Origin of the sequence: Alicyclobacillus vulcanalis (assembly GCF_900156755.1) — a bacterium.
GTDB classification, from domain to species: domain Bacteria; phylum Bacillota; class Bacilli; order Alicyclobacillales; family Alicyclobacillaceae; genus Alicyclobacillus; species Alicyclobacillus vulcanalis.
The window spans coordinates 39,352-65,422 of the sequence record NZ_FTOO01000014.1 but is presented as its reverse complement, the minus strand read 5'-3'; the positions used below and the strand labels follow the sequence as shown (position 1 = coordinate 65,422).

Annotated in this window: 31 protein-coding genes; 28 read left to right on the top strand and 3 right to left on the bottom strand. The window is 55.7% G+C overall.

Annotated elements, in window-relative coordinates:
• Positions 1 to 71: 71 nt before the first annotated feature.
• Together BW934_RS13640 and BW934_RS13635 are read right to left on the bottom strand one after the other, a co-directional pair.
• On the bottom strand, positions 72 to 518 hold the full coding sequence (locus BW934_RS13640) for a Y-family DNA polymerase (RefSeq protein WP_234969830.1): 447 nt from the start codon (positions 516 to 518) through the stop codon (positions 72 to 74).
• On the bottom strand, positions 515 to 772 hold the full coding sequence (locus BW934_RS13635; RefSeq protein WP_076349019.1) for a YhjD family protein: 258 nt from the start codon (positions 770 to 772) through the stop codon (positions 515 to 517). Before BW934_RS13635 ends, BW934_RS13640 begins: the two co-directional genes overlap by 4 nt.
• Before the next feature lie 212 nt (positions 773 to 984).
• On the opposite strand from BW934_RS13635, the gene BW934_RS14865 reads away from it, so the two are divergent.
• From BW934_RS14865 to BW934_RS15025, 5 genes are all read left to right on the top strand, one after another.
• A complete protein-coding gene (locus BW934_RS14865; RefSeq protein WP_143232672.1) occupies positions 985 to 1,527 on the top strand; it encodes a hypothetical protein in 543 nt (180 codons plus the stop codon).
• Between the two features lie 429 nt (positions 1,528 to 1,956).
• Positions 1,957 to 3,732, top strand: coding sequence for an ATP-dependent helicase (locus BW934_RS13630; RefSeq protein ID WP_234969832.1), 1,776 nt, complete (start codon positions 1,957 to 1,959; stop codon positions 3,730 to 3,732).
• A 207-nt stretch (positions 3,733 to 3,939) separates the two neighbouring features.
• Positions 3,940 to 4,215: an HU family DNA-binding protein gene (locus BW934_RS13625; RefSeq protein ID WP_076349015.1), complete on the top strand. Its 276-nt coding sequence runs from the start codon at positions 3,940 to 3,942 to the stop codon at positions 4,213 to 4,215.
• Between the two features lie 88 nt (positions 4,216 to 4,303).
• Positions 4,304 to 6,049 (top strand): DEAD/DEAH box helicase, encoded by a 1,746-nt coding sequence (locus BW934_RS13620; RefSeq protein ID WP_076349013.1) that lies wholly within the window; start codon positions 4,304 to 4,306, stop codon positions 6,047 to 6,049.
• A gap of 83 nt (positions 6,050 to 6,132) precedes the next feature.
• Positions 6,133 to 6,288 carry a hypothetical protein gene (locus BW934_RS15025; RefSeq protein WP_159437326.1) on the top strand — a complete coding sequence of 52 codons (156 nt, stop codon included), beginning with the start codon at positions 6,133 to 6,135 and terminating at the stop codon, positions 6,286 to 6,288.
• A 116-nt stretch (positions 6,289 to 6,404) separates the two neighbouring features.
• On the opposite strand, the gene BW934_RS13615 is transcribed toward BW934_RS15025, so the two are convergent.
• Positions 6,405 to 7,307, bottom strand: a complete 903-nt coding sequence (locus BW934_RS13615) for a DUF6788 family protein (protein WP_076349011.1) — start codon at positions 7,305 to 7,307, stop codon at positions 6,405 to 6,407.
• A 193-nt stretch (positions 7,308 to 7,500) separates the two neighbouring features.
• Here BW934_RS13615 and BW934_RS13610 point away from each other — a divergent pair, with 193 nt between their 5' ends.
• From BW934_RS13610 to BW934_RS13500, 23 genes are all read left to right on the top strand, one after another.
• Complete coding sequence (locus BW934_RS13610; RefSeq protein WP_015759748.1) at positions 7,501 to 8,259, top strand: metal-dependent hydrolase; 759 nt, start codon at positions 7,501 to 7,503, stop codon at positions 8,257 to 8,259.
• 123 nt (positions 8,260 to 8,382) lie between these two features.
• A complete protein-coding gene (locus BW934_RS13605; protein ID WP_076349009.1) occupies positions 8,383 to 10,869 on the top strand; it encodes a TraM recognition domain-containing protein in 2,487 nt (828 codons plus the stop codon).
• An 82-nt stretch (positions 10,870 to 10,951) separates the two neighbouring features.
• On the top strand, positions 10,952 to 11,788 hold the full coding sequence (locus BW934_RS13600; protein ID WP_015759746.1) for a P-loop NTPase family protein: 837 nt from the start codon (positions 10,952 to 10,954) through the stop codon (positions 11,786 to 11,788).
• A 38-nt stretch (positions 11,789 to 11,826) separates the two neighbouring features.
• Positions 11,827 to 12,687 carry a hypothetical protein gene (locus BW934_RS13595; protein WP_015759745.1) on the top strand — a complete coding sequence of 287 codons (861 nt, stop codon included), beginning with the start codon at positions 11,827 to 11,829 and terminating at the stop codon, positions 12,685 to 12,687.
• A gap of 869 nt (positions 12,688 to 13,556) precedes the next feature.
• A complete protein-coding gene (locus BW934_RS13590) occupies positions 13,557 to 14,066 on the top strand; it encodes a CHC2 zinc finger domain-containing protein (protein ID WP_015759744.1) in 510 nt (169 codons plus the stop codon).
• A 70-nt stretch (positions 14,067 to 14,136) separates the two neighbouring features.
• The gene (locus tag BW934_RS15020; protein WP_159437325.1) at positions 14,137 to 14,301 is read left to right on the top strand and encodes a hypothetical protein; all 165 of its coding nucleotides are present in this window, start codon (positions 14,137 to 14,139) and stop codon (positions 14,299 to 14,301) included.
• Complete coding sequence (locus tag BW934_RS15515) at positions 14,222 to 14,575, top strand: type II toxin-antitoxin system PemK/MazF family toxin (protein ID WP_159437324.1); 354 nt, start codon at positions 14,222 to 14,224, stop codon at positions 14,573 to 14,575. Before BW934_RS15020 ends, BW934_RS15515 begins: the two co-directional genes overlap by 80 nt.
• Positions 14,576 to 14,657: 82 nt before the next feature.
• The gene (locus tag BW934_RS13575; RefSeq protein WP_015759742.1) at positions 14,658 to 15,515 is read left to right on the top strand and encodes a hypothetical protein; all 858 of its coding nucleotides are present in this window, start codon (positions 14,658 to 14,660) and stop codon (positions 15,513 to 15,515) included.
• Between the two features lie 25 nt (positions 15,516 to 15,540).
• Positions 15,541 to 16,011: a single-stranded DNA-binding protein gene (locus tag BW934_RS13570; protein ID WP_015759741.1), complete on the top strand. Its 471-nt coding sequence runs from the start codon at positions 15,541 to 15,543 to the stop codon at positions 16,009 to 16,011.
• Positions 16,012 to 16,080: 69 nt separating this feature from the next.
• On the top strand, positions 16,081 to 16,461 hold the full coding sequence (locus tag BW934_RS15510; RefSeq protein ID WP_076349005.1) for a DUF4258 domain-containing protein: 381 nt from the start codon (positions 16,081 to 16,083) through the stop codon (positions 16,459 to 16,461).
• 59 nt (positions 16,462 to 16,520) lie between these two features.
• Positions 16,521 to 16,796, top strand: a complete 276-nt coding sequence (locus BW934_RS13560) for a hypothetical protein (RefSeq protein ID WP_008338747.1) — start codon at positions 16,521 to 16,523, stop codon at positions 16,794 to 16,796.
• Between the two features lie 115 nt (positions 16,797 to 16,911).
• Entirely contained in the window at positions 16,912 to 18,456 is a 1,545-nt protein-coding gene (locus tag BW934_RS13555) for an AAA family ATPase (protein ID WP_076349001.1), read from the top strand.
• A 145-nt stretch (positions 18,457 to 18,601) separates the two neighbouring features.
• On the top strand, positions 18,602 to 18,868 hold the full coding sequence (locus tag BW934_RS13550; protein WP_076348999.1) for a DUF4258 domain-containing protein: 267 nt from the start codon (positions 18,602 to 18,604) through the stop codon (positions 18,866 to 18,868).
• 133 nt (positions 18,869 to 19,001) lie between these two features.
• The gene (locus BW934_RS13545; RefSeq protein ID WP_143232668.1) at positions 19,002 to 19,316 is read left to right on the top strand and encodes a hypothetical protein; all 315 of its coding nucleotides are present in this window, start codon (positions 19,002 to 19,004) and stop codon (positions 19,314 to 19,316) included.
• A gap of 95 nt (positions 19,317 to 19,411) precedes the next feature.
• Positions 19,412 to 19,723 carry a LysM peptidoglycan-binding domain-containing protein gene (locus tag BW934_RS13540; protein WP_076348995.1) on the top strand — a complete coding sequence of 104 codons (312 nt, stop codon included), beginning with the start codon at positions 19,412 to 19,414 and terminating at the stop codon, positions 19,721 to 19,723.
• Complete coding sequence (dnaN, locus tag BW934_RS13535; RefSeq protein ID WP_076348993.1) at positions 19,720 to 20,895, top strand: DNA polymerase III subunit beta; 1,176 nt, start codon at positions 19,720 to 19,722, stop codon at positions 20,893 to 20,895. Before BW934_RS13540 ends, dnaN begins: the two co-directional genes overlap by 4 nt.
• A 78-nt stretch (positions 20,896 to 20,973) precedes the next feature.
• A complete protein-coding gene (locus BW934_RS13530) occupies positions 20,974 to 21,417 on the top strand; it encodes a JAB domain-containing protein (protein WP_076348991.1) in 444 nt (147 codons plus the stop codon).
• A 117-nt stretch (positions 21,418 to 21,534) separates the two neighbouring features.
• The gene (locus BW934_RS13525; protein WP_015759734.1) at positions 21,535 to 22,383 is read left to right on the top strand and encodes an ArdC-like ssDNA-binding domain-containing protein; all 849 of its coding nucleotides are present in this window, start codon (positions 21,535 to 21,537) and stop codon (positions 22,381 to 22,383) included.
• Positions 22,384 to 22,463: 80 nt separating this feature from the next.
• Entirely contained in the window at positions 22,464 to 22,796 is a 333-nt protein-coding gene (locus BW934_RS13520) for a hypothetical protein (protein WP_076349029.1), read from the top strand.
• The gene (locus BW934_RS15505) at positions 22,762 to 23,139 is read left to right on the top strand and encodes a type II toxin-antitoxin system PemK/MazF family toxin (RefSeq protein WP_407639964.1); all 378 of its coding nucleotides are present in this window, start codon (positions 22,762 to 22,764) and stop codon (positions 23,137 to 23,139) included. The genes BW934_RS13520 and BW934_RS15505 overlap by 35 nt, the downstream gene beginning before the upstream one ends.
• Before the next feature lie 89 nt (positions 23,140 to 23,228).
• Positions 23,229 to 23,660, top strand: a complete 432-nt coding sequence (locus BW934_RS13510) for a hypothetical protein (protein ID WP_076348989.1) — start codon at positions 23,229 to 23,231, stop codon at positions 23,658 to 23,660.
• Complete coding sequence (locus BW934_RS13505) at positions 23,657 to 25,183, top strand: PcfJ domain-containing protein (protein WP_076348987.1); 1,527 nt, start codon at positions 23,657 to 23,659, stop codon at positions 25,181 to 25,183. The genes BW934_RS13510 and BW934_RS13505 overlap by 4 nt, the downstream gene beginning before the upstream one ends.
• A gap of 61 nt (positions 25,184 to 25,244) precedes the next feature.
• A complete protein-coding gene (locus BW934_RS13500; RefSeq protein WP_015759729.1) occupies positions 25,245 to 26,054 on the top strand; it encodes an RpnC/YadD family protein in 810 nt (269 codons plus the stop codon).
• Positions 26,055 to 26,071 lie beyond the last annotated feature (17 nt).

Genomic DNA, 26,071 nt, shown 5'->3' with positions numbered 1-26,071 from the left:
CGAGCGAATCAGCTCAGGCTTGTGCTCTAACGGCCTAAGTGCTCACCGTTCCATTCGCCGAAGAGGGCAATTTACACACAATCTCGGACTTGACCCGCTTGGAGGTTACGTGCCGCCGCGATCGGGTCGGGGAACAGGTTTGATGGGGACGGGAACGCGATGAAGCCCTCGTCGACCGAGAACTGTTCCTGGAACGGGAAGCACTGCTGCATGAGCATCTGAATCCGAATCGACACGTGCAGGTAGAAGGCCATGTGCGGTCGCACGACGATGAGTCGTGGGTACAGCCGGAGCGCTTCTCCCAAGCGCAAGGTATTCTCGACGCCGTATCGCTTCGCCGTCGGTGTGGCGGCCAAGATAATGCCCGAACGCCTGGCCGGATCACCGGATACAACAAGCGGCGGGTCGGTGGAGTCATCGAACTCCTTGCGCCTGGCCGCATACTCCTCTCGGCTTGCCACCTCACACGAGGCGTAGAAGCTCTGCATATCCACCAGACCGTAGATGAGCTGCGTCATCGCGAGATCATCCCCGTCCGTTTGGCGCGATTCGCGGCTTCCGCCTCGAGCATCTTGCGCATGAAGACTGCTTCATCGTAGTGGTCGCCGACACGAAACTCGACGCGGATGTCCATGTCTCCGTCCTGACGCTCAACGATGTGTAACCCTTCCGCACGCATCTGTGCCTTGACGCGCGCACGTTCGCGTACGATGTGCGCTTGGATGAGTTCGAGGATGAGAAGTTGACGGAGTAAGGCGGTAGAACGGTTCATACGAAACGCCCCAACAAGAACATGTGTTCGCAATGAATTATACGACCAAACCTCAGAAAAACAAAACGTATGTTCTTGCTTTATTCTGTAGAACATTGTAAAAAACAAAATCGGAATGAGAAGGAATCGAAGAATTTGCGGAGAAATAACCATTTTGCGTTGGGATTTATGGTTGATCTCCTACATACAAATAAAGGAAAGAAGAAGTAAAAATGAATATATTATACATAATAATATCTTTTGGTTTGCTTTTCTATATTTCATTACCTTTTATTTTGTATTTCTTCAAAGATAAAGAAATCAAAATTATATTCCCGAGATTGAATAATAAATTTTCTTATCAGGAAAATAGATTATTTGAAATATGTAAAACTTATTACTTCAGTGAATATGAAACATTATTAGGTGAATGGACTATAATGAAAAATGACTCACACAGGGTCAAGGAACTAAATATATTAAAATCAGCGTTAAAAGCTAGGATTGATGAATATAGCGAACCAAAGTATTCAATACTTCAACATCTAACATTGGTCAATGTGTTCTTAACAATATTAAACTTCATTTACAGCCTTTTTGGATCTAATCTTAAGAAGGAAATAGCTCATACTGTCTCTTGGTTAATGGTTGTTCTTGTAGTGATGGTTGCAATTAGTTACTTCATACACCAAAGGAAAGAAATAAATAGAATAAAAATAAAAACTCTCCTTCAATGGTGGTTATCGATTTTAGACAACGTTCTAGACTCTGAATGAACCTGATGTTCTAACCTTGGCCTAAACTTGGCGCACTTTCTCACCCTCACGCGCTATCCTTTCTCCAAAGGAGGCGCGTGGGACATGGATACGCGGTGCATCGAAGTTCGCTGTGGCAGTGCTCGTCATCACCTATCGTACGAGGACTTGTTTTCTTCGGAGGTTCAAGACTTGCTCGCCGAATGCTACACACTCGGCGCGGACGTCAACTGTCTCTGCGATCCCGACCGTCCTGTCCCCATGCATCTGCGCCGCATCCGCATCCGCCCTCCGACGTACACGGTCGTCACGAATCCCCTGGGTATCCATCACCAGGGCTGTCCGCGGTTTCGCTTATCTCGTCATCCAAGCGCGTCTCAGAAAACGCACAACGCACAATCCGTCGAAACTACGCCAAACCACACCGAAGTATGGCTTCCGCATAGGAGGATGTTTGTGCCCACCCTAGATCAGCTGAACGACGCACAACGAGAGGCTGCAACGCACCAAGACGGCCCTTGCATGGTCATCGCCGCGGCCGGCTCCGGAAAGACCGCCATGCTCATCGCGCGCATCCAGTACCTCATCAACCAGGGCGTTAGACCTGGGGACATCCTCGCGTGCACGTTTACGCGCAAGGCCGCGCAGGAGATGACCGACCGTCTGCTTGCCGCCGTGGGCGAACGGGGAAAGGCCGTGACCATCGGGACGATTCATTCGGTCGCATATCGCATGGTCACGCCGGAACTCGGGGAGGACTGGCGCGTGTTGTCGGACCCCACGTGGATGATTGAGCGTGTGCTGGAAGAGCCAAGTGGCAAGAATCCGCACGGTGTCGGGCCCATGATGAAGCTAGGCGAGGCCATCTCCGCCATCGCCAAGGCCAAGGCGGATGCACTCAGCCCGCGTCAAGTGTCGGACCCTTTGGCCAAAGTCTACGCGGCGTATGAGACGCTGAAGGCTGAGCGTAAGACCCTGGACTTCGAGGACATGATCCTCCACGCGATTCGCCTGTTCCGTTCCGACGAAGCGTTCGCCAAGCGATGGCGTCAGCGTTGGCGATACGTTATGGTGGACGAGTTTCAGGACACGAACACGGCGCAGTGGCTGTTCTTGTTGGAACTCGTCAAGGCACACAACAACCTATTCGTCGTGGGGGATGATTGGCAGTCCATTTACTACTTCCGCGGGGCACGCCCGGACCTGATGAAAGAGTTCCTACGTCGGTTCCCGGACGCAAAAAGGGTCACGTTGGAGACCAATTATCGATCACACGACCTCATCGTCGACGTAGGGCGGCGCATCATCCGGTTGAACGACGGGCATCAGCTCCCTAAACGCGTAGTCGCCCACCGTCCCATGCCAGAAGGCGCGATCGCACAAATCGTGACGGTGCGCTCTGACCTCGAGGAAGCGCGCTTCGTCGCGCAGGAACTCCAGCGTCTGCGGAAGGAGCACGGAGTATCTTGGAGCGATTGCGCCGTGCTCTATCGGACGAACATCCAGTCGCGGCTCTTTGAAGAAGCACTCGCCGACGCGGACATTCCTTATCACGTGGTCGGCGACAAACATTTCTACGAGTCGCCGGACGTGAAAATCATCCTGGACTATCTGCGAACGACCCAAGACACGTCCGACCCGACCGTGTGGGGGCACCTGCTCAATCGTCCCAAGCGCTACATCCCGATCGACGTCGTGCACGAGGTTCAGCACGGCGGATGGGAGGCGGTGGTCGCGCACCCCAAATGTCGTGCCTTTGTGACAACCATCGACACGCTTCGCCGTATAGAGGAACCTTCCAAAGCGATACAATGGTTGGTAGACAACCACCCGGGTCTAGTGCGCCAACAAGATGAGGACGAGCCGATCAAGTGGGTGGATTCGCTCATCGCTTCGGCGTCCAGGTACAAGACCGTCTTGTCGTTTTTGCGTTTCGTGGATTGGATCATTGAGAAGTCCAAGGAGCCGAAGGACGAGGCTGTGCAACTCATGACCATCCACAAGGCCAAGGGCTTGGAATGGACCACCGTGTTCGTTGCAGGCCTCGCGGAAGGGCTGTTGCCGCACAAAAAGGCCTTGAAGGGCGAGGAACTGCGCGAAGAGACGCGCTTGTGTTACGTCGCGGCCACGCGAGCGCGCGACAATCTGTATCTCCTGTCGGCCAAGTGGTACGGCGACAAGGAGCGGGAAGTCTCACGTTACGTGAACGCGGTTAAAAATCCGTGAGAAAGGAGGCACAGGCGTCATGTGGACATGGCTCATTCTAGGTGGCTCCATCGTGGCGATCATCGCGCTGAACGTCATTTTCCGCGAAAAGACACGCTCGTTCGAGCGACGCTTCCATCGATAATTTGGCGTAAAGATGGCGCAAATTGTACCGAAGATCGTGATATGCTCAAGAAGTAAGCGAACCTTATGCGAGGAGGACAAGCGATGAATAAACGGGACCTCATTCGAAAAACCGCCGAAGGGACAGGACTATCCCAGAAGGACTGCGAAGCCGTCATCAACGCGCTCTTCGATACCATCCGGAAGACGGTAGAGTCCGGCGAGAAGGTCCAAATCATCGGCTTCGGCACGTTCGAGTTGCGTGAGCGTGCGGCCCGTACCGCGCGCAATCCCCGAACAGGAGAAGCGGTGGAGGTTCCGGCTCGCCGTGTTCCGGCATTCAAACCAGGTGCCGAACTCAAACAGGCCGTGCAGGCGTAATCACAGCACAGGGACGTCCCTGTGCTGGCTACGCGAATCTGTCGCGTTGTCAGCAGAGGGACGCCCGAGCAATTTGGAGGGCAGAAACGTGGCTATCCAACTTCGTCCTTATCAACAGGCTGCCGTCGACGCCTTTTTTCAGGCCCTTGCAGAGGGACACAAACGACAACTCATCGTCCTTCCAACAGGCGCAGGCAAGACCATTGTCTTTGGCAGCGTCGCGCGGCGCTTCCACGAGGAGGTGTCGAGAGACAAGCCGATTCTCGTCATCGCGCATCGTACGGAACTGCTCGACCAGGCGGAACAGAAAATCCACTTCGTCTGGCCGGAGGCCTTCATCGGACGCATCCAAGGCGCGCGCAATGAGCAGCTGGGTGACGTACTGCTCGCTTCCACGCAAACACTCGTCGCTGGTCGGCGGATACCCCAACCAGGGCTCATCATCTATGACGAGTGCCATCACAGCCGCGCAGAGGGCGCGCTTGGCGTGCTGGAACGCTTGGGCGTATTTACACCGGACGGTCCACCGCTTTTAGGCGTCACGGCGACACCATCCCGTTCTGACCGAACGGAACTTGGCGACATCTTCGAGCACCTGACCTACGAACGCACCATCCTCGACATGATCGTGGACGGCTATCTGTCGGACGTTCGCGGAGTGAAGGTCGAGGTTCCCGGACTGAACCTTGGCGCCATTCGGACGACAGCAGGAGATTACAATGCCAAAGACCTCTCCTACGTGATGAACATCGAAGCCGCACTCGATGCAGTCGTGGACGCCGTGGTCACGCACGCGTCTGGGCGCAAATGCCTCGTCTTCGCGGTCGATGTCAAGCACGCGCATGCCCTCGCGGAACGGTTTCAGAAGCGAGGCATCGCCTGCGCCGCCGTGGACGGAGCCATGAAAGCGGAAGAGCGATCCGCAATCCTCCAAGCGTTCGCGGAGAACCGCCTACGCGTGCTCGTCAACTGCCAGATTCTCACTGAAGGCTATGACCAGCCGGACGTGGACTGCGTGGTCATTGCGCGGCCCACACGTTCCCAAGCGCTTTACGTGCAAATGGTCGGGCGAGCATTGCGCTTGCATCCCGACAAAACGGATGCGCTGGTGCTCGACCTTACAGGCGCAAGCGACGATAAATCGCTCCAGACGTTTGCACGTCTCATGCGTACGCAGAAAAGAACGACGACGCACGCGCTGGTCGGAGTGGAAGAAGACGAAGATGCTGTGCCTATGGAGGACGGAGAGAGCGTAGGCGAGTGGCTGACGCGCGTGGCGCAAAAGCGGGAACTCGCGGAACAGGTGGCACAAGCTATCAACCTGTTTGCCAACCGCAGTCGGTATCGCTGGGTGCGGGTCAAAGACAACTTTGCGATCTCCTATGGCAACGATGGTTGGGCGTACTTGTACCGCGACGGGGACGAGTTCTGGCCGGTACTCGAACTGAAAGGTGAGAAGTTCATGCCGCTCCACGAGCGTTCGTTGCCGTTGGAGTACGCGCAGGGCGTGGTCGAAGGCTTCCTGTCGCTCTTCGAATCGTCGCTTATCACGAAGGAGGCCGACTGGCGCAATTCGCCGATGACAGAGCGCCAAAAGTACGTGCTCGACAAGTACCGCATCCGATACGACGATACGTGGACCCGCGGCATGGCTGCGGATGCGCTCGGACAACGCTTTGCGGCGAAGCGGGTGCGTGTGCTGCAGAAGAACTTCGACGTGCAAAAATGGCGGGATGTCTTAGCACAGCCGCATGGGCAGACGTGGTTGGAACAGCGGCTCATGGCCTTACGCGCGCGTGCACAGGCTCGAGCACGTGTGGCGCAGACGAGTTGATAGAAACTTTGATAGAATAGCGCTCGGAAGGGCAGGACCTTCCGCCTTTCCTCCTACGTCGACGACGGAAGGGGGTGAGGGACATGGGTACAGATCGTTTGTTTGAGCTGTTGGGCAAGCTTGCGCTCGCCGTACTCAATGTGGCCAAGGCGTACATTGAGTACCGAAAAGCAAAGCTTAGGTTCCTCAGCAAAACAAACGAAAACGGGGCTGCCCGCCAAGACAAGCCCCGAACCTGAAGTCCCGGCGGAAGGGCTGGTTCTCCAGCCGCGCCCTTCCGCTTTGTTATTATAAGCATAACACACCTGCACAAAACCCACAATGCGCCAAGATTCCCTTTCCGCCACGCGTAGGTTCAATTGCCGCGTTCCTGAAGCACCTGACGGATGACTTCCACGTGTTTGTCCAACTCCTCCAAGCGCACTGTCCACCCCGTGCGATCACCCGTCAATATGGCTCGTTCCATTCGCTCCACCAGATGTACAAGTTCCAGGGTATCCATCCGCCGATAGGTCGAAAAGAGCTCTGCTATTCGATCGTGTCGTCTCCGACGGCTTAGCTCGCGCCACGCCCGCTGGCCTTTCACAGACTGGATGAGCCACGGAATTGCGGTCCGCACGAGCTTATCGGCCGAGCCAAACGTCAGGCGTGCACCGCGTTTTGTCGCACGAAAGGGACACACGTACGGTTTGCGTGGGTTCGCACCCGTCTTGAGTCTTGTGGTTTCTTGTGCAGGCACGGGAAACAGGTTGCGGAGAAGCGCATCGTGAGCTTCTGCCAGGATGTCTGGCTCTTCGTCAAGGCCTTCGGTCTCCTCGCACCAAATCGCCTCGACTTCGGCCCTCGTCAATTCGTCATCCGACCGTGCAGAGGCCCTTCGCCTTGGTTGCTCAGGTATCGTTAACTCGTCCTGTGAGGCTTCCGTCGTCTCCTCCAAGGGATGTGGAGAGTCCGAAAGAGCGGGCGGCGTCTGTAGAGCGGCAAGTTCCGCCTGCAATTGCGCGATCTGCGCTCGCAAGCTCGCGTTTTCTGCGCGCAACGCAGCGAGCTCCTCAAGGACTGATGGCCCATCTTGTGCGATTTCTTGTTCTACCGGCGGAACTTTGCCAAAGTACTTAGTCAAGCGCCGTCCATCCACGGTCTTCGAGCCATACCAGTACGGGCCGTGGCCAGGGCCTTCTCGGCACACACGACAAGCCGATTTCCCGCACCTGCGATATTGTGCCGCAATGCTCCACCCGTCGTATCGGATCGCCATGTCACACACCACCGATCATCCGTCTCATGATCGTTATGATATCCATTTGGCACAAGAACACACAAGATGCGCGCGAATATTGGCGTAAAGTTGGCGCAACATACACACCGCTCCGTGCTACATTCACCTCGAGATCGTCCCATCTCACGGCTGAGCCTGTGATACCCTGAGCCAGGAGAGGAGAGATGGAAAGATGATGGGTCGTTCCCATATGGCCATTGGCGCAGTCGGGGCGGTTGCGGCGACACCACTGGTTTTACATGAGCGCTGGGAGTCGTTGCGGGATTTACTCACGCATCCCTGGGCCTCGATGCCGCATATCGTCGTCGTCCAGGCTGCGTTTGTCGCGGCTACGGTGGTCGGAGCGCTGGTGCCGGATTTGGATCAGCAGGATGCCAAGCTGACCTACACCATCGAAATCGTGTTTGGCCTGCCGGTTTTGGCCCTGGCCATCGTGGTAATGGTGCTCATGCACTGGGCGACGTCGCTCACCGCATGGGGCATAGCACTCTTGCTCATGTTCATCTTCGGCGCAGCGCACAACGTCACGCGCATGCTCGGCTTGGGCGCCCTTGCGACCATTTTGCTCGACTTGGCGTACCACCATCGCATGCCGATGGAAGCCGCGGTATTGCTCGCCGCTTGGATGGTGGCGACGATGCCGGCCAAACACCGGACATTCACCCACAGCCTGCTGGGCCTCGCTGTGTTTGGAGCGGGCTGTTACCTGAGTGAGCCGGCGCTGAGTCACTTGCACCTGGGCGTTGCCGCGTACGGCCTCATCTTGGGGTATGTGCTCCACATGGCGGCGGACTTCATCGCGGGCGGTGTACCGCTCCTTTGGCCGTGGGGAAAGCGCCAAGGCGTGCACCTGGTGAAGTCGTTCAGCGCTGTCGACTACCTCATTGGTGGCATCGGGATTTTCACGTTTGTTGGACTCGCACTCGTGTAGCGAGCATGAACGCGGGCCACTACGCTCGCCAATACGCTAGCGAGCTTTCATGCTAGCTGGCACAATTGCTAGCTAGTGTATGCGCTAGCTTATTGGCGAGCAAAGCGAAAGGAGCATCGACGCATGCCGGAAGTCCCTGCGCTTGTGCGCGTAAGCATCGCGCATTCGACGTGGTTCATGGTCGTCATTGGCGCAATTGGCGCGTTTGCGTTGTATCGATCCGTCTTTCGCGCGCTCGGGCGCATGGCTCAACTCGGTACATTGGCCGTCATCGCCATGGCCGGGTTTGGCGTGGTGAAACTGCATGGTCTGATCGCAGCGTGGCAGAACCGTATGCTGCATCCAAGCACGCCGAAGGCCGCAACCACCGCGACCAACAGCCATGCAATCATCAACCCGCTCACATCCGGTACAGGGCCAAAGCTCCCGCTTTCCGCACTGAACGCGACAAACCCGCTTGTGCATGAGAATGCCTGGGTGATCGCGTTGGCCTTAGTGGCCGGAGTCCTCGGCCTACTGGCCTTCTTCGTATATCGAGGCCTGTCTCCAACAGCAAAAGCGCAGTTCTTGCAACGCATGCAGGCCACGGATTTCGATAGGAGCACCCATCGTCGTGATGACGATCCGAACAAGTTTTCACTCGTCGGGGTCGAAGTCGGCATCCGAAAAGATAACGGCCGACCGATTCGCATTGAAGGGAAAGACCGGTTTATCAACACCTTAGTGCTTGGTTCCACCGGCACGGGGAAGACAAGCCGTATCATGCTCAAAGCTGTGTACCAGGACCTTCGTTCGATGGCAAACGGCACTCCCATGGACGTGATCGCGATGGACCCCGACGGCGGATTCGCACAAGCCGCAGTGAACATGGCGAATCAGTTGGGCGTGGAGACCATCATCATGGATTTGCGCGGCACGATGCCGAGTACGGTGTCGTTCAGCCCGTTCGGTGGCGAGATTGCGGACATCATCGACAATGTGCGTGCTGCACTCCAAGAGAAGATGGGCAAGCAGGACGGGTTCTTCCAAAACGCGCAGGACGACTTGGTGCGGACGGTGATACAGGTTCAGGTGCCGCTTTGGCCAGAAGCGGACTTCTTGCAGTTCGCAGATCTGGTGACCGATCCGCTCCACTTCCGTGCGATTTGCAGCATGGTGCAAGACTGCGCGGCTCAAGAAGCGGGGACGGCGAAGAAAAAGCGCAAGAGCGAAATGGATGAGGCCATGAGCATGTGGGAGCACGAGCGACCGGAGGTCGAGGCCCGATTCCATAGGCTCACTCCGCACGAAAAGAGCATGGTGCTTTCGGCAGCGCGCTCGTTCCTCATGGACACCGCGACCGAACAGAAGCTGGAGAAGTTGGAGACCATCACGAAAGGCCTCAAGATCGTCGTCAATGAGTTGGCGACGAACCCTCGCCTGCGACAGGTATTCAAGACAGACGAGCTCCCGCCGTTTGATTTTCAGGGCTTTCTCGCGGCAGGCAAAGAACAACCTGGGCGTTTGGTCGTGGTCGTGACGGGGAACCGTCCGGCCGGCAAACTCTTCGGCAAGCTGTTCCTGGTCACCCTCAAGATGTACGCGCTCGAACGCGAAGGCACGGAAGATACGCGCCGACCCGTGTATCTCTACGTCGACGAATTCGCCGTCTACGGCACCGAGTCGTTCACCGAGATGTTCTCCCAAGCGCGCAAGTACCGCGTCGGTATGATGCTCGCCATTCAAGCACGAGCGCAGCTCCTTGATGTCAGCAAGAAGTTCATGGACGTCGTGGAGGGGAGCTGTCGCAACAAAATCTACTTCCCGGCCCCGTCTCCGGATGATGCGCGCTTCTTGGAGCACGCGCTGGGATCCGTGAAGAACATTCGCGAAACCTATTCAGAAAACAAGCTCAGCTGGTTCTTTGACACCCGCAACTTGGACCGGCGCGTGAGCACCCAGGAGACCATCGACCCGCGGTATCGCTTGGAGGACATCGCCTACGGGCTTTCCAAGGACGAGGCGATTTTCGCCATGACCGTGGACAATCAGGTGCAGGCGCCCTGTGTCGGCATCACGTCGTACGCAGATGAATGGGTGAAAAAGCAACGCGGATTCTTCGACGTGCGCCGTTCGCAGAACAGATCGCAACGACAGCCGACGCCTATCAACGTAGCGGTAAAAGTCGTCGAACATGGGGTATCAGAAAGGCGGTCTATGCCGGAACCTCGTGACGAAACCTATGTCCCAAGTCCTGCATCGCCGTCGAAGGTACGACCCACGGCAGATCGGAACGCGAAAATCAATGTTCAAGCCTTCGCGCGCGCGATCCAAGAGGCGGCTTTCCATATGTCCGATGCGTCGCGCGCCGATACCGTAGATGTCGAGCCAGTCGAAACTCACACGGAGACATCGCCCCAACAGGGGGAAACAAGCCCATATGCGTCGCCGAATGAGTCGACAGCGCAAGAGGCCGAGAGACCCATAGAAGAGCCAGCCATTGTCCGTATCGACTTACGGCCTCAGCGACCGCCGAAACGTTGCCCACAGTGCGAAGCAGAACTGACCTTGACGCCGGATGAGCGCAAATGGCGGTGTCCGCGGTGCGGGTTTGAACGGAAGAATCGATGATGGCGTAAAGTTGGCGCAAACCTCCGACAGCATTGGTGTATGGTCATGATAAGAAAACAAAATTTGAAAGGTGGTCACACACATGTTAACGGACATCAAGTTAGAGCGTCATGCAGTTCCTTATGCGCCAGTTTGGATACCGGGAAGGGAAAGAACCGGGAATGTCCTCGTTGAAGGTGGCCCGGGAACTGGAAAGACATATTGCCTGAAGACTATGCTGCATCAAGACATTCAAGCGATGGTTGACGGACAACAAGACTGCAGAATGATTGTCATCTCACCGGAAGGTAGTATGTGTGACATCGAAGATTGCACAAGTAGATTGCAAGTGGATTGGATCAAAATTTACTCTAGGGCCTTGCATGTAAGCTCTCCATATGAAAAAGCGTTTTTCAGTGCTTTACGAAACCTTCTAATGGTGAGCCCGGATGATTCACAGTCCACATGCGACCGGGTACTGGCCGAATACGGGTTATTGAAACCATTCCTATATTGCTCAAGGCAAAACACCAAAATTGTCTCGTTGTATACAGGATATCAAGAGATCGACACATTCATCGGCGCAGCGTTTGTGCATTATCTAGCTTGCAACATGAGCAAAATCACGATGAAGCCAACCATTCTGTATGTTGATGAACTTCACCGTTACGCTGCCTATGCGCCACACGCAGTAGCGAAGTTATTTGAGTGCGGAGCAGAGCATGGAATATCTTTGATCGCCGCAGTTCAGTCCACAGAACAGCTGAACACCGCGGAATCGCCATGCCTGAGTGAATTGGTCAATCGAAACACTCGCTTTCATGTGAAGATGCGAACCTCAGAGGATAGAGATACACTCCGCCTCGCACCCAATCAGGCGTTGTGGATCACAAGCACAACAAGGCATGTTATCGAAGTATCTCCTCAATTTAGAAATTAATAAATAATCAATTTGACCAAGTGAACGAGGTGAATACTATGGAAAATTTGCGTGCTGTATACGTAAACACGTTTGCAGAGGGTTCGCGAAGCACAGATCCCATTCAATTGAGCGTTGATGAATTGAAGATGGCCGCGCGAGGATGGAAACGCGCAAAAACAGTTATCCATGTGCATCTCTTAGGTATGCAGCAGAAACTTGTAGATGGTACGACACGAGACATTCTCGTTGGAGACATTGGCCCAGCCAAAGTCATGCTCCCCGTTGACCCAGAATATTCGGCGTTGGAAGATGGCGAAGATCCTATGTCCCTTACAGATCGTTGGATTTGTGGAATCGTAGAAGACTTTGACCTACAGGACGAAGGGGATTCGACCATTCTTCTAAATCGCAAGAAGGGTTTAGAGCGCCTGAGAGAATTGAATGCGGAACGAGTTAGCAAACCCGGAAATCGAGCAATTGGCGTGATCGTTGGAATTCGAAGGGGCGCATATGTGTTGAATGTTGGCGGTTATACAGCCCTCATGCCTAAAGCGTGGTACGACTGGGATGACTCCAAGCGAGATCAGGGGACGATTGGAGAGGAGTTCCCGGTTCAAATCCAGCCATCGAAAGTCGAGGATCGAATCGTCGTCAGTCGATGCCACCTGATGGAGAATCCGAATGTCCCATCGTCACTACGATTTGACCGCGGCACGATTCTCCGTGCAACGGTTGCCTTCATTCGGAATGGGTTAATCAGGGCTGAGGTCTATCCAGGATTCCTCGTGAGTGTAGACCCCGTGATTCTTCGACAAATTCCGAAACCTGGAGATCGAATTACTGTTCGAATCTTGGGCCAGAACAAAAATGGCTATTATGGGATGATGGTCGATCACCAACCGCAAAGTGTTGGATGAATTGTCTGCTCGCGTAGACCTGAGAGGCACCTGTACCAGGACGGGTGCCTCTCGGTATGTATACACCGTATTGACAAATACCCATTGTCTTCAGATAATGATGGCATAGCGGAATTCCCCATTGAAAAAATCCGGAACGATCCGGATGTCCTTGCTCGGGAGAGTACGAGTAAGGACTGCACGTGGGTGGAGGAGTACGTAAATCAGAGCCTCTTCTGAAACGTACGCAACGAGCGAAGAACTGGGTGGGAGTAGCACAAGCGAAGAACCCCAGGGAGTAGCGAAGTGGCCTCCAGCGTTTCCCTCCGCGCAGAGCGAACGCCGTGCAGTACAACCATGAAGAGGCAACCATTAAGCTGCGATGCTTAATGAGATGAGCGTCTGGAGAGGGACCAGACCCCGACGCACAACGGGTTAGGTGCGGAGCGTCCTCACATATATCATGGCTGAACGTCCGCGGGCATGATATGTGGAGAGGGTTCAAACGCAATGAGGAACGCGGACGCTTGATAACCGGACCATGTAGGTCTGTGGGTGAATGTGCATCGCGAAGAAGCGACGGAGTACCGATGGAGTAGCCTAGCGAAGAAATCGGGAAGAAGTCGTGGAGTAGCGCCTACGGTCGACGGGATTTGCATGCCGTCGAGCCTGTAATTTGATATGCGCACACCGTGCGCACCGTGCAAAGCCACGGAGACACGTGACAAGCTGGTTTGTGCCATGCGAAGGCATGGGCAGGCGAGCTTTTATTCGTGTTTCCGTGGCTTTTTGCATGTGCACGGAACACGAAAGGAGGCGATGGAACCCCATAGAGGCGCGCGAACCACGTGCACATTCGCCAAGCGAAAATCAATAGGGAGGTGGGCGTCATGGTCAGCATCGAAGAAGTAGCTGCACGCAACGGCCTCGTGTTGTACCCGACGTCCCGACCTGGCCAATGGAAGGCTCACTGCCCCGTATGCGGGGACCAGGGCCGCAACTTCCATCTGTACGTGTCGAGTGTCAAGGACACGTTCTACTGCCACAAATGCGGGGAAAAAGGCGGCGCGGTCGCCTTTCACGCATGGCTGCGCGGAATCTCGTTCGAGGCAGCGAAAGCCGAACTGTACCCGCAGGGGACACGGAAGCGCAACCTACACCCCGCAGAACGGCTCACCGCCGCCCAACTCGCCGAGCTTGGCTTCACGACGCGCAAGCCGTGGCGCATGCCAAAAGGCGTGGACCCACTGGCATGGCGACGTCAGCGCAAAGCAATGCTCGATTGGATTTGGGAAGAATACCAGGGGCATGAGCGCTTCAAGCGCGAGCAGACCGAGCGGTTGATGCGGCTGCTCACGAACGCGCACGAGTCAACATGTGAACAGCCGACAGGAGCGTGAATCGTTGAAATCGCTCAGTCAACGTTCCCGATACACCTCGTGTTACAATGGAAACACGGAGGTGTTCATCGTGGAAAAGAAGGACATCCACCAACAAGCTGTCATTCTCGGCGATGAATTTCGCTTTCTCCTGAACGAGGATGATGCCATTTACGATGAAACCTTCGGACACCTACTGGAATCTGATGAACGTGCGTCGAGGGCAAATTTATCTGATGAAGGTTCAGTTCAGTGATCTGAGCGGCGAAAAAATTCGCCCTGTGGTGGTCATCGGGACGGACCGTGTGGATGATGATGTGACTGTCGTCTTCGTCACCTCATCGCCGCCTCGACTTCGTTACGATGTCCAAATCACAGAATGGTCAGTAGCTGGACTGCTCAAACCCTCGACCGTACGCGCCTCTAAATTCCTCACCGTCCACAAAGGACGATTCCTCAAACCTCTTGGAACCCTAACAGATAGCGATCTCCAAGCTGTCATGACAGCTGTCAGGTCGTATCTTCTCTAAATCTCAATCGCCCAAAGCGACCTCCCATCCGTTCGTATACGTGATGGAGCCCGCTTCGTGCACGACATAAGGAGGTCTTCCTATGGCGCTTCCCGAACGCCAGCTTCCACGTGCGTATGGCGCCGGTGTCAACATGGTCATGGACTTCGGCGCACTGCGTCAGCGCTTGGAGGAGCTTCGGCAATTCGTAAAAGAGTACATGGTGCCCGGCGAAGACTATGGCATCATCGGCGACAGCAAACCCACTCTGTTCAAGCCTGGCGCGGAAAAGCTCTGCGACGTGTATGGGCTAAGCGCCGGAGAAGCACATATCGAGTTCACGCGCGACGATACGAAAACTCCCATTTACATCAGCTATCGCGTATCTTTACCGCTCATCAGCCGAATCGACGGGAAAATCATCATGGTGGGCGTTGGCTCCGCGAACTCGTGGGAGAAGAAATATCGTTGGCGATGGGTGACCGAACGCGAATTGCCCCCGGACTTACCCAAGGAAACCCTCAAACAAGCCACATTCGACGGCAAGTACGGTTCGTACATCAAGTACCGCATTCCCAACGACGAAATCGACGACCTCGACAACACGCTCTTAAAGATGGCCAAGAAGCGCGCCCTCATCGACGCTGTGCTCTCGGCTACTCGGTCAAGCGCGTTGTTTACGCAGGACATCGAGGATCTCGAGGATCTAACCATTCGACAGCCGGAATCGGTTGACCGTCGGCAGCGGACACAGCCCGACCGTTCGACCGGTAGCCCGGACATCTCCCAGGCCCAAAAGAACCTCATCCTCCGTAAAGCCCAGGAACGAGGGATGGATACGGAGGCCTTGAACGCGTTCGTGCTCCAGGCAACAGGAAAGGGCGAACTCGACTCACTGACGAAACAAGAGGCGAGTAAGCTCATTGACCTTCTGACCTCGGGGAAACCACGCGAACGCTGAAACCATACGAAGGAGCGAATGAAACATGCTCAACCGCGTGATCTTGATCGGCCGACTCACAGCCGATCCAGAATTGCGCTACACCAACAACGGTACCGCCGTCGCATCCTTCACGCTTGCCGTGGACCGGATGCGTTCGAATTCGAACGGCGAACGCCAGACGGATTTCATCAACATCGTCGTCTGGAATAAGCTCGCCGAGTTGGTATCGCAATACCTGCAAAAAGGCAGGATGGCCGCAGTCGACGGCCGCCTCCAGATTCGCACATATGAGAACCGTGATGGCCAGCGCGTGCGCGTGGCCGAAGTGGTCGCGGAAGGCGTACGGTTTCTCGACCGTGGAGAAGGCAATCAAAGCGCCAAATCTGCGTCTGCCGCTCCACCTGTGAAAAACAACACCTCGCCGGCTCCGTCGAAGCAACCGGACTTCGGTCCATACGACGATCCGTTTGCGGACGATTTACCGCCGGGCTTTGAAGAGGACTTACCGTTCTAGTCACACAACGGAAGGAGGGGCGCCCTCTCGTTCAAACGGCGAGAGGGGGCACCCTCGGACCGTTGAACGGTGGGCACGAAGTTGTCTCGGCGTTGGCAAACTCTATGGGATGAACTATCGGATATCCTGGCTCGCCATCTCATTCAGAAACGAGTGAGGTGGTCGAAACACGCGAAAGAGCAGATGGAAGACCGGAACATCTCACAGCAAAGTGTCCAATACGTTGTGACACGCAATGTTGCAAATGAGATGTACGGTGCATATGAGTACCCCCATGGTCCTAATCCATATGCAAATCCAGACCCGGTGTTCTCCATCACCGGAACTGACGCTTCTGGACGTTGGATTACGGTAGCCATTGCGGTACAAAATCGGGGTGGAAGAATCGTCTTTACGATTGTCACGGTTCTTGAGCCCGGACCGCATAGTCGTCATCGAAAGCAATCATGAGGCCTTCAACGCTGTACTATAATGGGGTTCAAATGAATCCCGTACGCGGAGGGCCATCCATGGAGGATAAGAAAGTGTTGAAAACCGTTATTCGCAACGGCGTGACTTTTGACAATTACCCGGTTTACGTGAGCGAAGCCTATGGCGATTCCTACCTCATGAAACATGAGGAATTGGCTGAACAAATTGCGTCTTGCATTCCGCAAGCATGGAGAAAAGCCGCACGGTTCGATTGCAACTTGATTGCGGAATTCCAGGATGACATGGATGAAACATCAGAGGATGAACAGCGCCTTCTTAGCAAATTCGAGCGCTGGATGAGTCGACACAATTAACCCTGAGCACGAAGTCTTCAAACATCCCGCACGATGCGGGGCTTTCCCACACAAGCCCCGGCATCGTCCGTGGGCTTGTGTGATCTCACACCACCCACGGAAGGGATGATTCTGCATGAAAATCCTCAGCATTCAACTGGAGAACTTCCGCTCGTTTACGGAGGCCTCGTTCCAGTTCCACGACATCACCGTCATTTCCGGCCACAACGGCGCCGGGAAATCCACCCTTGCAGAAGCCGTCGTCTGGTGTCTTTTTGGAACCGATATCGCCGGCAGGCAGAAACAAGATGAAAAGCTCATGCGCTTGGGCGAAAAGCGGATGGCAGTCACTGTCACGTGGCTCATTCACGGCAAGTCCGTTGTCATCTCGCGCACGCGCGCATCTCGACAGGGCTCGACGCTCCTCGTGAACGGCAAACGCGCACAGCCCGGCCAAATCGAAGGATGGTTCGGCACCGTGCAGGAATTCCTGTCGGTGTTCGTCCCCGGCTACTTCAGCTCCCTGGAGCCGAAGGAAGCGAAGACCGTGCTTTCGCGCTGCGTGCCAGACATCCCGAAAGAAGATGTGCTGGCTCGCATGACGTCCGTACACGCGTCGATGCTTGCGCGCGATCAGTTTGTCATGGGGCTCGACTCGATTGAGTTTGCCATGCAGAAGGTGCGCGATGAGATCAAGGAATGCGAAGCGGAACGCTTGCGACTTGAAGGGCAATGCCAAGCGTATCAGGCGGTTCTGCGTCGCGGCGAACCGCAACCGTACGTGCCAAGCGTGACGGATGAGGAACGCGCTCGATATGAGGCCGCGAAACGGGAACTCATGGAGCTCGAAGCCTCGCAGGGGAACCGAAAGGAGCGCCTGCGCGACCTGTACGCTCGCCGTGACTCGCTTGGGCGAGCGTTTCGAGCACTTCGCGATAGCCTCCCACAGGCGGATACGCACTGCCATACCTGTGGTCAGCCGCTCCCGGAAGATCAGGCGGCTCGCATCTTGCAAGAGATCGCGCAAAAGCGCAAAGCTTCGCTTGCCAAGATGAAGGAGCTCTACGACGAGGGGAACCAAGTCCAGGCTGAGATTGCGAAGCTCGAGGCTATGCCGGATCACGACGCTCCACATCCGGAACTCGTGGAATTCGTGCAGACCATGGAAGCGCGCCTCAAGGATGAACACTACTGCGAAGTGGCCTATGCGGCGCAGCTTCGCGCGTATGAGCAGGCCAAGGGGCACTTCACCCAAGCGCAAGAAGACTTGCAGGCGACCGCGGAGCACCTCGAAGGTCTCAAACAGCGGATCCAGGCACTCCAAGAGTTTCGCTTCGAGTACCTGCGCGCCCAGCATGAGAAGCTGAACGGCCTGTTCCGCCATGTTGCTATCCACCTGATGGACGTGAACAAGGAAACAGGCGAGGTTCGCGAGGCGTTTCGGATTGAGTGGAAGGGTCGGCCCTATCGGCTCTTGTCCTACTCCGAGAAGATCCGTTGCGACATCGAAATCGGACGCGCCCTGTCTCAAGCCAAGGGTGAAGCGATGCCCGTCTACGTCGATAACGCCGAATCTGTGCAACGCCTAATGGACGAGACGTTCAGCGGCCAGGTGATCGCGGCGTACGTCGCCGACGGTCCGCTCACCGTGTCCAAGATGCCAGAAGCGCAGGGAGCATAAGACATGCGCCTTATTCCTGCCTTCTTCGCATCCGACGATGACGAATTCGTCCTCCGGCAGATTCTCAAACATTACCTCGATGGCACCTTACCGAACGTGCTCACCGCACATCGGGGCGACATCGAGCGATGGGAGCGTGAGCCAGATGAAAACCCTCTACGTGTTTGATCCACACGCTGTGAAACGCATCATCCAACGCCGCCTACCCGTCGAAGCCGTCGTGCAAATCGCGACGTTCGGCGTGACGGTGCAGGAGAGCAAGAAACGGCTCATGAAGCGCGGTGACGTGTACGGGAAGCCTGTGCATGTGGTCGTGGTGAAGCCGAACACCATCCTGACGGTGTACGTGGCCGACGAGTGGCAGAGCACCATCACGGTGCAGCGTTCCCGTCGGCCGGCTTTGGCAAACTAACCTCATCAACCGGCCATCGCGTGATCGTCGTCCGGGTAGAATGGGTGATGCAGAAAGGAGCCTGATCCGAATGCGCCACCCCAAAGCCGACGATATCGCGTTCAAACACCGCCTCGGTGAGGAGGTATGGAACGTGCTTGAACTCAAAGCTCGACTATGGACACACGGAAATACGGAGGAGCTGCTTCGACGCGCCATTGCGTCGTATCAGGAACCGATTGAACTAGAGCATTCCGTCTGCTGTTCCCACTGCGGGCAATCGGCGACTGAACGCTTCGATACCTTTGAAACCGACAACGGCGTCACCATTGACGGTGTGCCGACGCTCGTTTGCGAACACTGCGGAAATCGTTCGTGGAACTTGTTGCTCGTGGGCAAGCTCGAAGAGATGGTTCTGGAACGCCCAACGGGAACGCGGATGACGCTCGACGAGTTGCTTACGATCTGAAGCTCACAAGTTCCAACCCCACCCGCCAACCGGGGTTTTCATCACCCTCGGGCGGCGGGTCCCGTGGGTGAAGTTTACCCACGGAGGGGATGACCATGCGGAAACTCAACCAATACGCCGGCTGGCTCGCGTTTGCGACCTGCGTCATCAGTTTGCTCATGCTGCGCTTCGTGCCGCCCGTTCTCACGGGTTGGACCGATGTCGTCGTAGCCCCTGGGCAAACGTTGTGGTCGCTAGCCGAGAAATGTCCGGCCAATCCGTGGGATGTGGTGCATGCCATCGCGGCACACAACCACATCTCTCCGGACGAACCCCTGCAACCAGGCGAAGTCTTGGAAGTGCCGACGAAAGCGTCGCCCTTCTGGACTCGGCTGGTTTTTTCATTTGAAGGAGGGAATCACGCATGAAGGCGACATTTCGCCATGGAGACCTGGAGAAAATCCTGCGCCAGCTGCTTCGCGTGGTGCCGAGTGCGACGAACAAGGTTGTCCTCAAGCACGTGCTGATTGAGGCCAAGCGAGAGGAAGATCGCGTGGATTTCTACGCCTCCAGCGAAGACATGTCGTTTCGGCGAACGCTGTTCGTCGAAGCGACGGACTCGAGCGTAGAGATTGCGCAGTCCGGTTCGTGCCTGCTCCCAGCGAAGGAACTGCACGAGATCGTCAAACGCGCAAACGGGCCTGTGATGCTTTCAACCCAGAACGATCGCACCATCGTTTCGTTTGGGCGGACCAAATTTGAACTGGCGGGTTTACCCCCACGTCTCTTCTCGCCCTACGGCGATGCAGATGACGAGGTGACCACCACCACGGTACTCACACCGAATCTGTATCGGTTGATTCGACGGACGAGCTACGCTGCGGGCAAAAGTCTGGCACGCCCCATCCTCACGGGCGTGCAGCTTACCTTGGCGGACGGACATCTGTCGGCGGTGGCGACCGACGCGCTTCGCTTGGCGCAATCTACCGTGCCGTGCGAAGACGTGTCCGGCGAGGACCGCCAGCTTGTCATTCCAGCGACTGTGCTCGACGCGCTGGCTGGCGCCCTGCCTGCCTCCGACGACGACGAAGAAATCACACTCACGCTTGGCACCTCGTCGTGCACGGTGTCATGGGGAGATGATGCCTTCCACATGGCGCTTCGAGGCCTGGAGGGTACGTACCCGAATACCGCGCGACTGATTCCAGAACGCATGACGCACCGCGTGGTGGTCGAGCGCCAGGCGCTTCTTACGGCTTGTGAACGTGTGGCGATTCTGTCCGAAGCGGACCATCAGCGAGCCGAGTTTCGGTTTACCCCGTCCGGCCTCACAGTGTCCGCCACATCGGCGCAATACGGTTACGCCGAGGAAACCCTGGAGACGATCCAAGGCACGAAGGACGATATGGAGATCCTGTGCAACGTGAACTATTGGATTACGGCACTCAAAGCGCTAGAAGGAGTCGCACAGGTTGAAATTGGGCTCAACAGTCCGCTGCAACCGTGTCTTCTGCGTCCTGTGGGTGAAAAAGGGGTAGGCCTTATCGCAACAGTGGCCCGCTCCTCGGTGCCAACGGAAACCAAGCGCCAAGCTAGCTAAACCTCAACTTCAACCCGTCGCACCGGGTCGATCACACCACCACCCGGTGCGCCCGGGTGGAAGTGGGAGAGATTCAACGTGTCATCAATCACGGTCGTACGAGTAGAACTTGTGAAAGAGCGGATTTTGAAATACGAAGGTTCGCGTCGAATCCGATGCGCCGAAGACGCGGCAAACATCTTTCAGGAGTACATCGGCAGCGCGGATCGTGAGATGTTCGTGACGATAATCTTATCCGCCAAGCACATCGTCAACGCGATCAACACCGTTAGTCTCGGGATACTTGACGCATCCATCGTGCATCCACGAGAAGTATTTAAGCCTGCGATTCTGAGCAATGCCTCGTCGGTGATCGTGGGACACAATCATCCAAGTGGGGATCCCGAGCCAAGCCCAGAAGACGTGGCAGTGACGCGCCGACTAGTGGAAGCTGGAAAAATCCTCGGCATTGATGTGCTGGACCACATCGTCATTGGAGACGAAGGACGATTCGTCAGTCTCAAGGCAAGAGAATTGCTCTGAGATCTGAGACCTCTGAAACGAAAACAGAGGTAATGAAAGCAACATACGAAGGGAGGAAGCCCCCCTCATCACCGCCAGGGGGGCTCCCCCTTGTGGTGATCGAGCGGGACGTGAACCATGAATGAAAAGGTGAAAGCAGCCATGGAGCGCTTGGAGCATGGCCTAGAAACACTCCTCAGTACAGAGGAATGGCGCAAGTTTCTTCAGTTCCAAGCAGCATTTCACCATTACAGCTTCTCGAATACGCTGCTCATCATGTGTCAGAAGCCCGATGCAACCTATGTAGCGGGATACAATACGTGGAGGGAGCTGGGCCGCTACGTCAAAAAAGGCGAGCACGGCATTGAAATATTCGCGCCGTTGCTCAAGAAAAAATCAAACAAGGCGGATATACCTAGAGAGGAATCCGAAGAAACGTCACAGGAGGAAGAGAACAAGCGTATCATCTACGGCTACCGCATCGTGTACGTGTTTGACGTGTCGCAGACGGATGGCAAGCCGTTGCCAACCGTGGAGAGCCCGCAAATTATCTCGGGTGACAGCGACCTGTACGAAAAGCTGCTTCAAGTCTGTCCCTATCCGGTTTCTGAGGTCGTGTCTCTCGGAAGTGCAAGGGGAGAATTCGATTTGGAGACAAATCAAATCAAGATTGTCCAGACACTACCGGAGGCACACAAAGCGAAAACGTTGATACATGAATGGGCTCATGGCCTTTTGCACACCAACGGTCCATTAAATCCAGCACACAAGCCACTGATCGAGCTCGAAGCGGAATCGACCGCATTCGTGGTTTCTCATGCGCTGGGACTCGATACCACAGACTACTCGTTCGCTTACATCGCCGGATGGAGCGGGAAAGAGGCCGTGAATGCTCTCAAGGCGTGCGGCACGAGGATACAGCAAGCCGCGAACAGTATCTTACTGGCGTTGGAAGATCAAGCGCAGGATTTCAAAACCGCCATGTAATCCACGCGACAGGAGGAGCGTTCATTTCCATGTATACGTCCCTTCTTGCGTTCCGTACAATGAAGGCGGAGGGATGGCGTATGTCCGATCCGTCAACCGCTCAGAAAATATCCAGGTTTGTACACCGCCTTCGTACCAGAAGACAAGTTTTAGTCAACCAGTTGAACTTACGAGAAATGCAAGATAGCAGACAATTCCTTCAAGGCGAACTGAGTGCGATTGATGCCATTCTGCAAGAAATGATTGAGGAGTTTGACCTTTCGTCAGCGTTTTCAACTGCAGAGGATATCACTGAAGAAGCATGGCTACATGCTTTGGCCCGAAACCCGGCCTTCGAGTTCTTGGCCGATCCGAAAGAAGATCTATATACCGTAGAAGATGGGAAGCCGATTCTTTATGAAGATGAAGCATAAAATCGTGCTCATCCCATTTCCGTTTGATGACCTACAGTCGCACAAGGTGAGACCAGCCCTGTGTCTCACCGATCCAATCAGTGCCCATGACCATGTAGTGGTTGCGTTCATTAGCAGTCAAGTGCCGACGCATCTACTTCCAACAGACATCGTCTTACGGGCGGGCACGGATGCGTTTTCACCAACGGGTTTGAAAGTCTCGTCCGTGATTCGGTTACATCGAATAGTAAGCATGACAACAAGAATCATCCGGTATGAGTTAGGACACATCGCAGACGAAACTCGTGATCTTGTAGAGAGTAAACTCATCCAGCTGTTTAACCTTCATCATCGTTTGCGATAACACATCGCCCTTGCACCACACCCGAGTCACGCGGGGATACACCTACCCATCCCCCGTGACGTCGGGGATGGGCAAAGGAGCGAATCGATATGTACGAAAAGGCTGTTGAGAAAATCACGGCTGAAATGAACGCCAACGAGCATCATCCGTATGTCCAGGTGATCGGACGCTTTTTGTTGGTGCACCTCGAACAGCACCCGGAACACGCGAAGAACCTCCTCGAGGAAGAGAAAACCATCCTCAAAAGCCTTGACACCATGCGACGTTACGCGGAAACGCAGCGTGTGGGCAATGTGGCCGTAATTTCAGACGCGGACGGATTCGGCATCGTCCTCCAATATTTTGATTGTTGGGACGGCAAGCCCTTCGAGATTCCGCCCGAGCCACAACCGCCCGCCCGAGTCGCCGCACCGACACGCGTAACGTCGGCCAAATCAGCCCAAGCGTCCAAGAAGTCGACGGCGCCAGCTTTAACCCAACTTTCGCTCTTCGACGATGCGGAAGGAGGCGAGGCCCTGTGAGCCACGACTTCTTCGCGCATTTTCCGACGGAACCCAGCGCAGCGCTGATCGAGTACGCACGAGACGTCGCGTTCCTCAGGAGTCGCTACCTGTTTGTCTGGCGCGACGGAAAGGTTCAGATGGCGTACTGCACGCATTGCCGCGAAACCTATCCGCTCGGTTCGGGCAAGGACACCTATCGGCATAACGAACAAGCGACGTGTCGCCAATGTGGATCGACGTGCGTAGTCAAACATCGCGGCCGCGGGCGTAGACACTTGATCGATACCGCCTACATCGTGTGGTACGAGAAGTCGATGGTCGATGCCCAAACGACGGTCGCGACCTGGTACTACGCCTGGCGGGACTACTCTGGCGATTTCCATGACGTGGAGACGAAATTTGAGCCACGCGCCCGGTACGTGTTTGCGCCTGGGCGCGGCGGCAGCATGATGCGCTTGAACTGGTCCGGCGAGTGGCAACCGCGCCGGAACGTTCATGCGCTGCCCGTTGGCATGATGGGTTGGCGCACCGTCGACGTCTGGTGTTCGCACGAGAGCATCCAAACCGCAGTGGCCGGAACACCTCTTCAGTACAGCGGCTGGGAGACGTATTGCGATCAGTACAACACACTCCTCACCTTCTTCGACCTGGCCAGCAGATACCCGTGCGTCGAGTATCTGACCAAACTCGGCTTTTCGAGATTGGTGATGGCAAAGTTGGACGGTCTCCGCACGTTCGGGGCCATTCACTGGCGCGGCAGAACGATGGAACAGGTCCTTCGCATGCCACGCGCGGATGTCCACGCCTTCCGCAAGCTGGCGGACGTCATCGAGCCGCTGTCGCTCCGAAGCTACCAGACGTGGAGACGCCTGGGGTGGAAGGTGTCACCGGAAGAAGCCCATCTTCTGCGCGAACTGCTGATCCCTCATCACTGGAGAGAGATCCAGGTTCGAGCATCACTCGCGTCCGAAGTCGAGATCGCAAAGTACCTTCTCAAGCAACTCCGCAAAGGCGAGTACCGTTCGATCAGCTATGCGCTCATCGAGTGGATCGACTACCTCCGTTTTTGTTCGGAACTCGGGATTCCGCTCAACACGACGAGGAACGTGTTCCCGTCGAACCTCCGCGAAATGCACGATGAGATGATGCGACGTGTGCGTATCAAACGGGACGAACGCCTTAACGCGCAAATTCAAGCCCGCTTGGCCGAGTTGGAGCCGTTCGGTTACACGGACGAACATTTCATGATTCGGCCGGCGCGCAGTGTGCAGGAGCTCTTCGACGAAGGACAAGCTCTTCACCACTGCGTCGGTAGCTATGCGGCGAAGTACGCTTCAGGAGAGACCAACCTGTTCTTGATGCGACGAGTCTCCGCCCCGGATACGCCGTACTGTACCGTGGAAATGAGAGACAGTGCGCTCATCCAAGCGCGTGGCGAACGCAATCGCCTGCTTCGAGAGGACGAACAGACCTTTGTCGATCAATTTGTCCGCCACGTGGCCCGTATGCACAAACGGGCACAGCGTCGAAAAGCAAGCTAAGCCACCGCGGGATTGCCGGAGTCTCGGCAATCCCATATACTGAAAGCAAAGGAGTGTACACATGCCGGTTCAGGATACGTTAATGAAGGCCCTCACCCGCTCCTTATCCGGCGGCGCTCTCGATGTATTGGGCGTGCACGGTGTGGACCTGGTGGAGCCTTTTGCAACCGAACTTCCCGCCAACACGCTGCGCATGGATCGTGTGTGGCGGACGGTCGACGGAAACCTGTTTCACTTGGAGTTTCAGACGAAGCGCGAGTCGACGTTGCATCGCTTTTTGGAATACGACGCACGCTTGGCGAACGAACACCGGACGAGGATTCGCACGGTTGTCTTGTACCACGCGAGTGTCGCGAGCGCGCCAGATGAGCTCGACATCGGGACAGCACTCTACCGCGTCGAGAATGTATTTCTGCGACACCTCGACGGTGACCAAGCGCTGAATGAAGTCGAGCATCACCTGCGTGCTGGACAGTGGGAGCCTGGCGACCGGATGCGATTAGGCCTAGCCCTCAACATGCGCTTGGAGAATCAGGCGCATGCGTTCGAGCGAGTGCGTGAACTCATTCCTCAAGTGCCGGATGAGACCGAACGGGATTTGGTCGTGAGTGCGATTCTCGTGCTTGGCGATCAGGGTCTCACCGAGGAACAACGGGCACTACTTCGAAAGGAGCTGAGAAACGTGTCGAAGCTGGCGGAAGAGCTGTACGAGGAAGGTCGCGAGGAAGGTCGCATGGTGGGGCGTATGGAAGAACGCATGGAAATCGCTCTGAACATGCTTCGTAAAGGCATGTCTGTTGAAGACATCTCGGATACCACGGGGCTAACTAAGCAAGAGATCGAAGAACTTGCGCGGAAACAATCGCATTAACGATTCGGCCTGTCGCA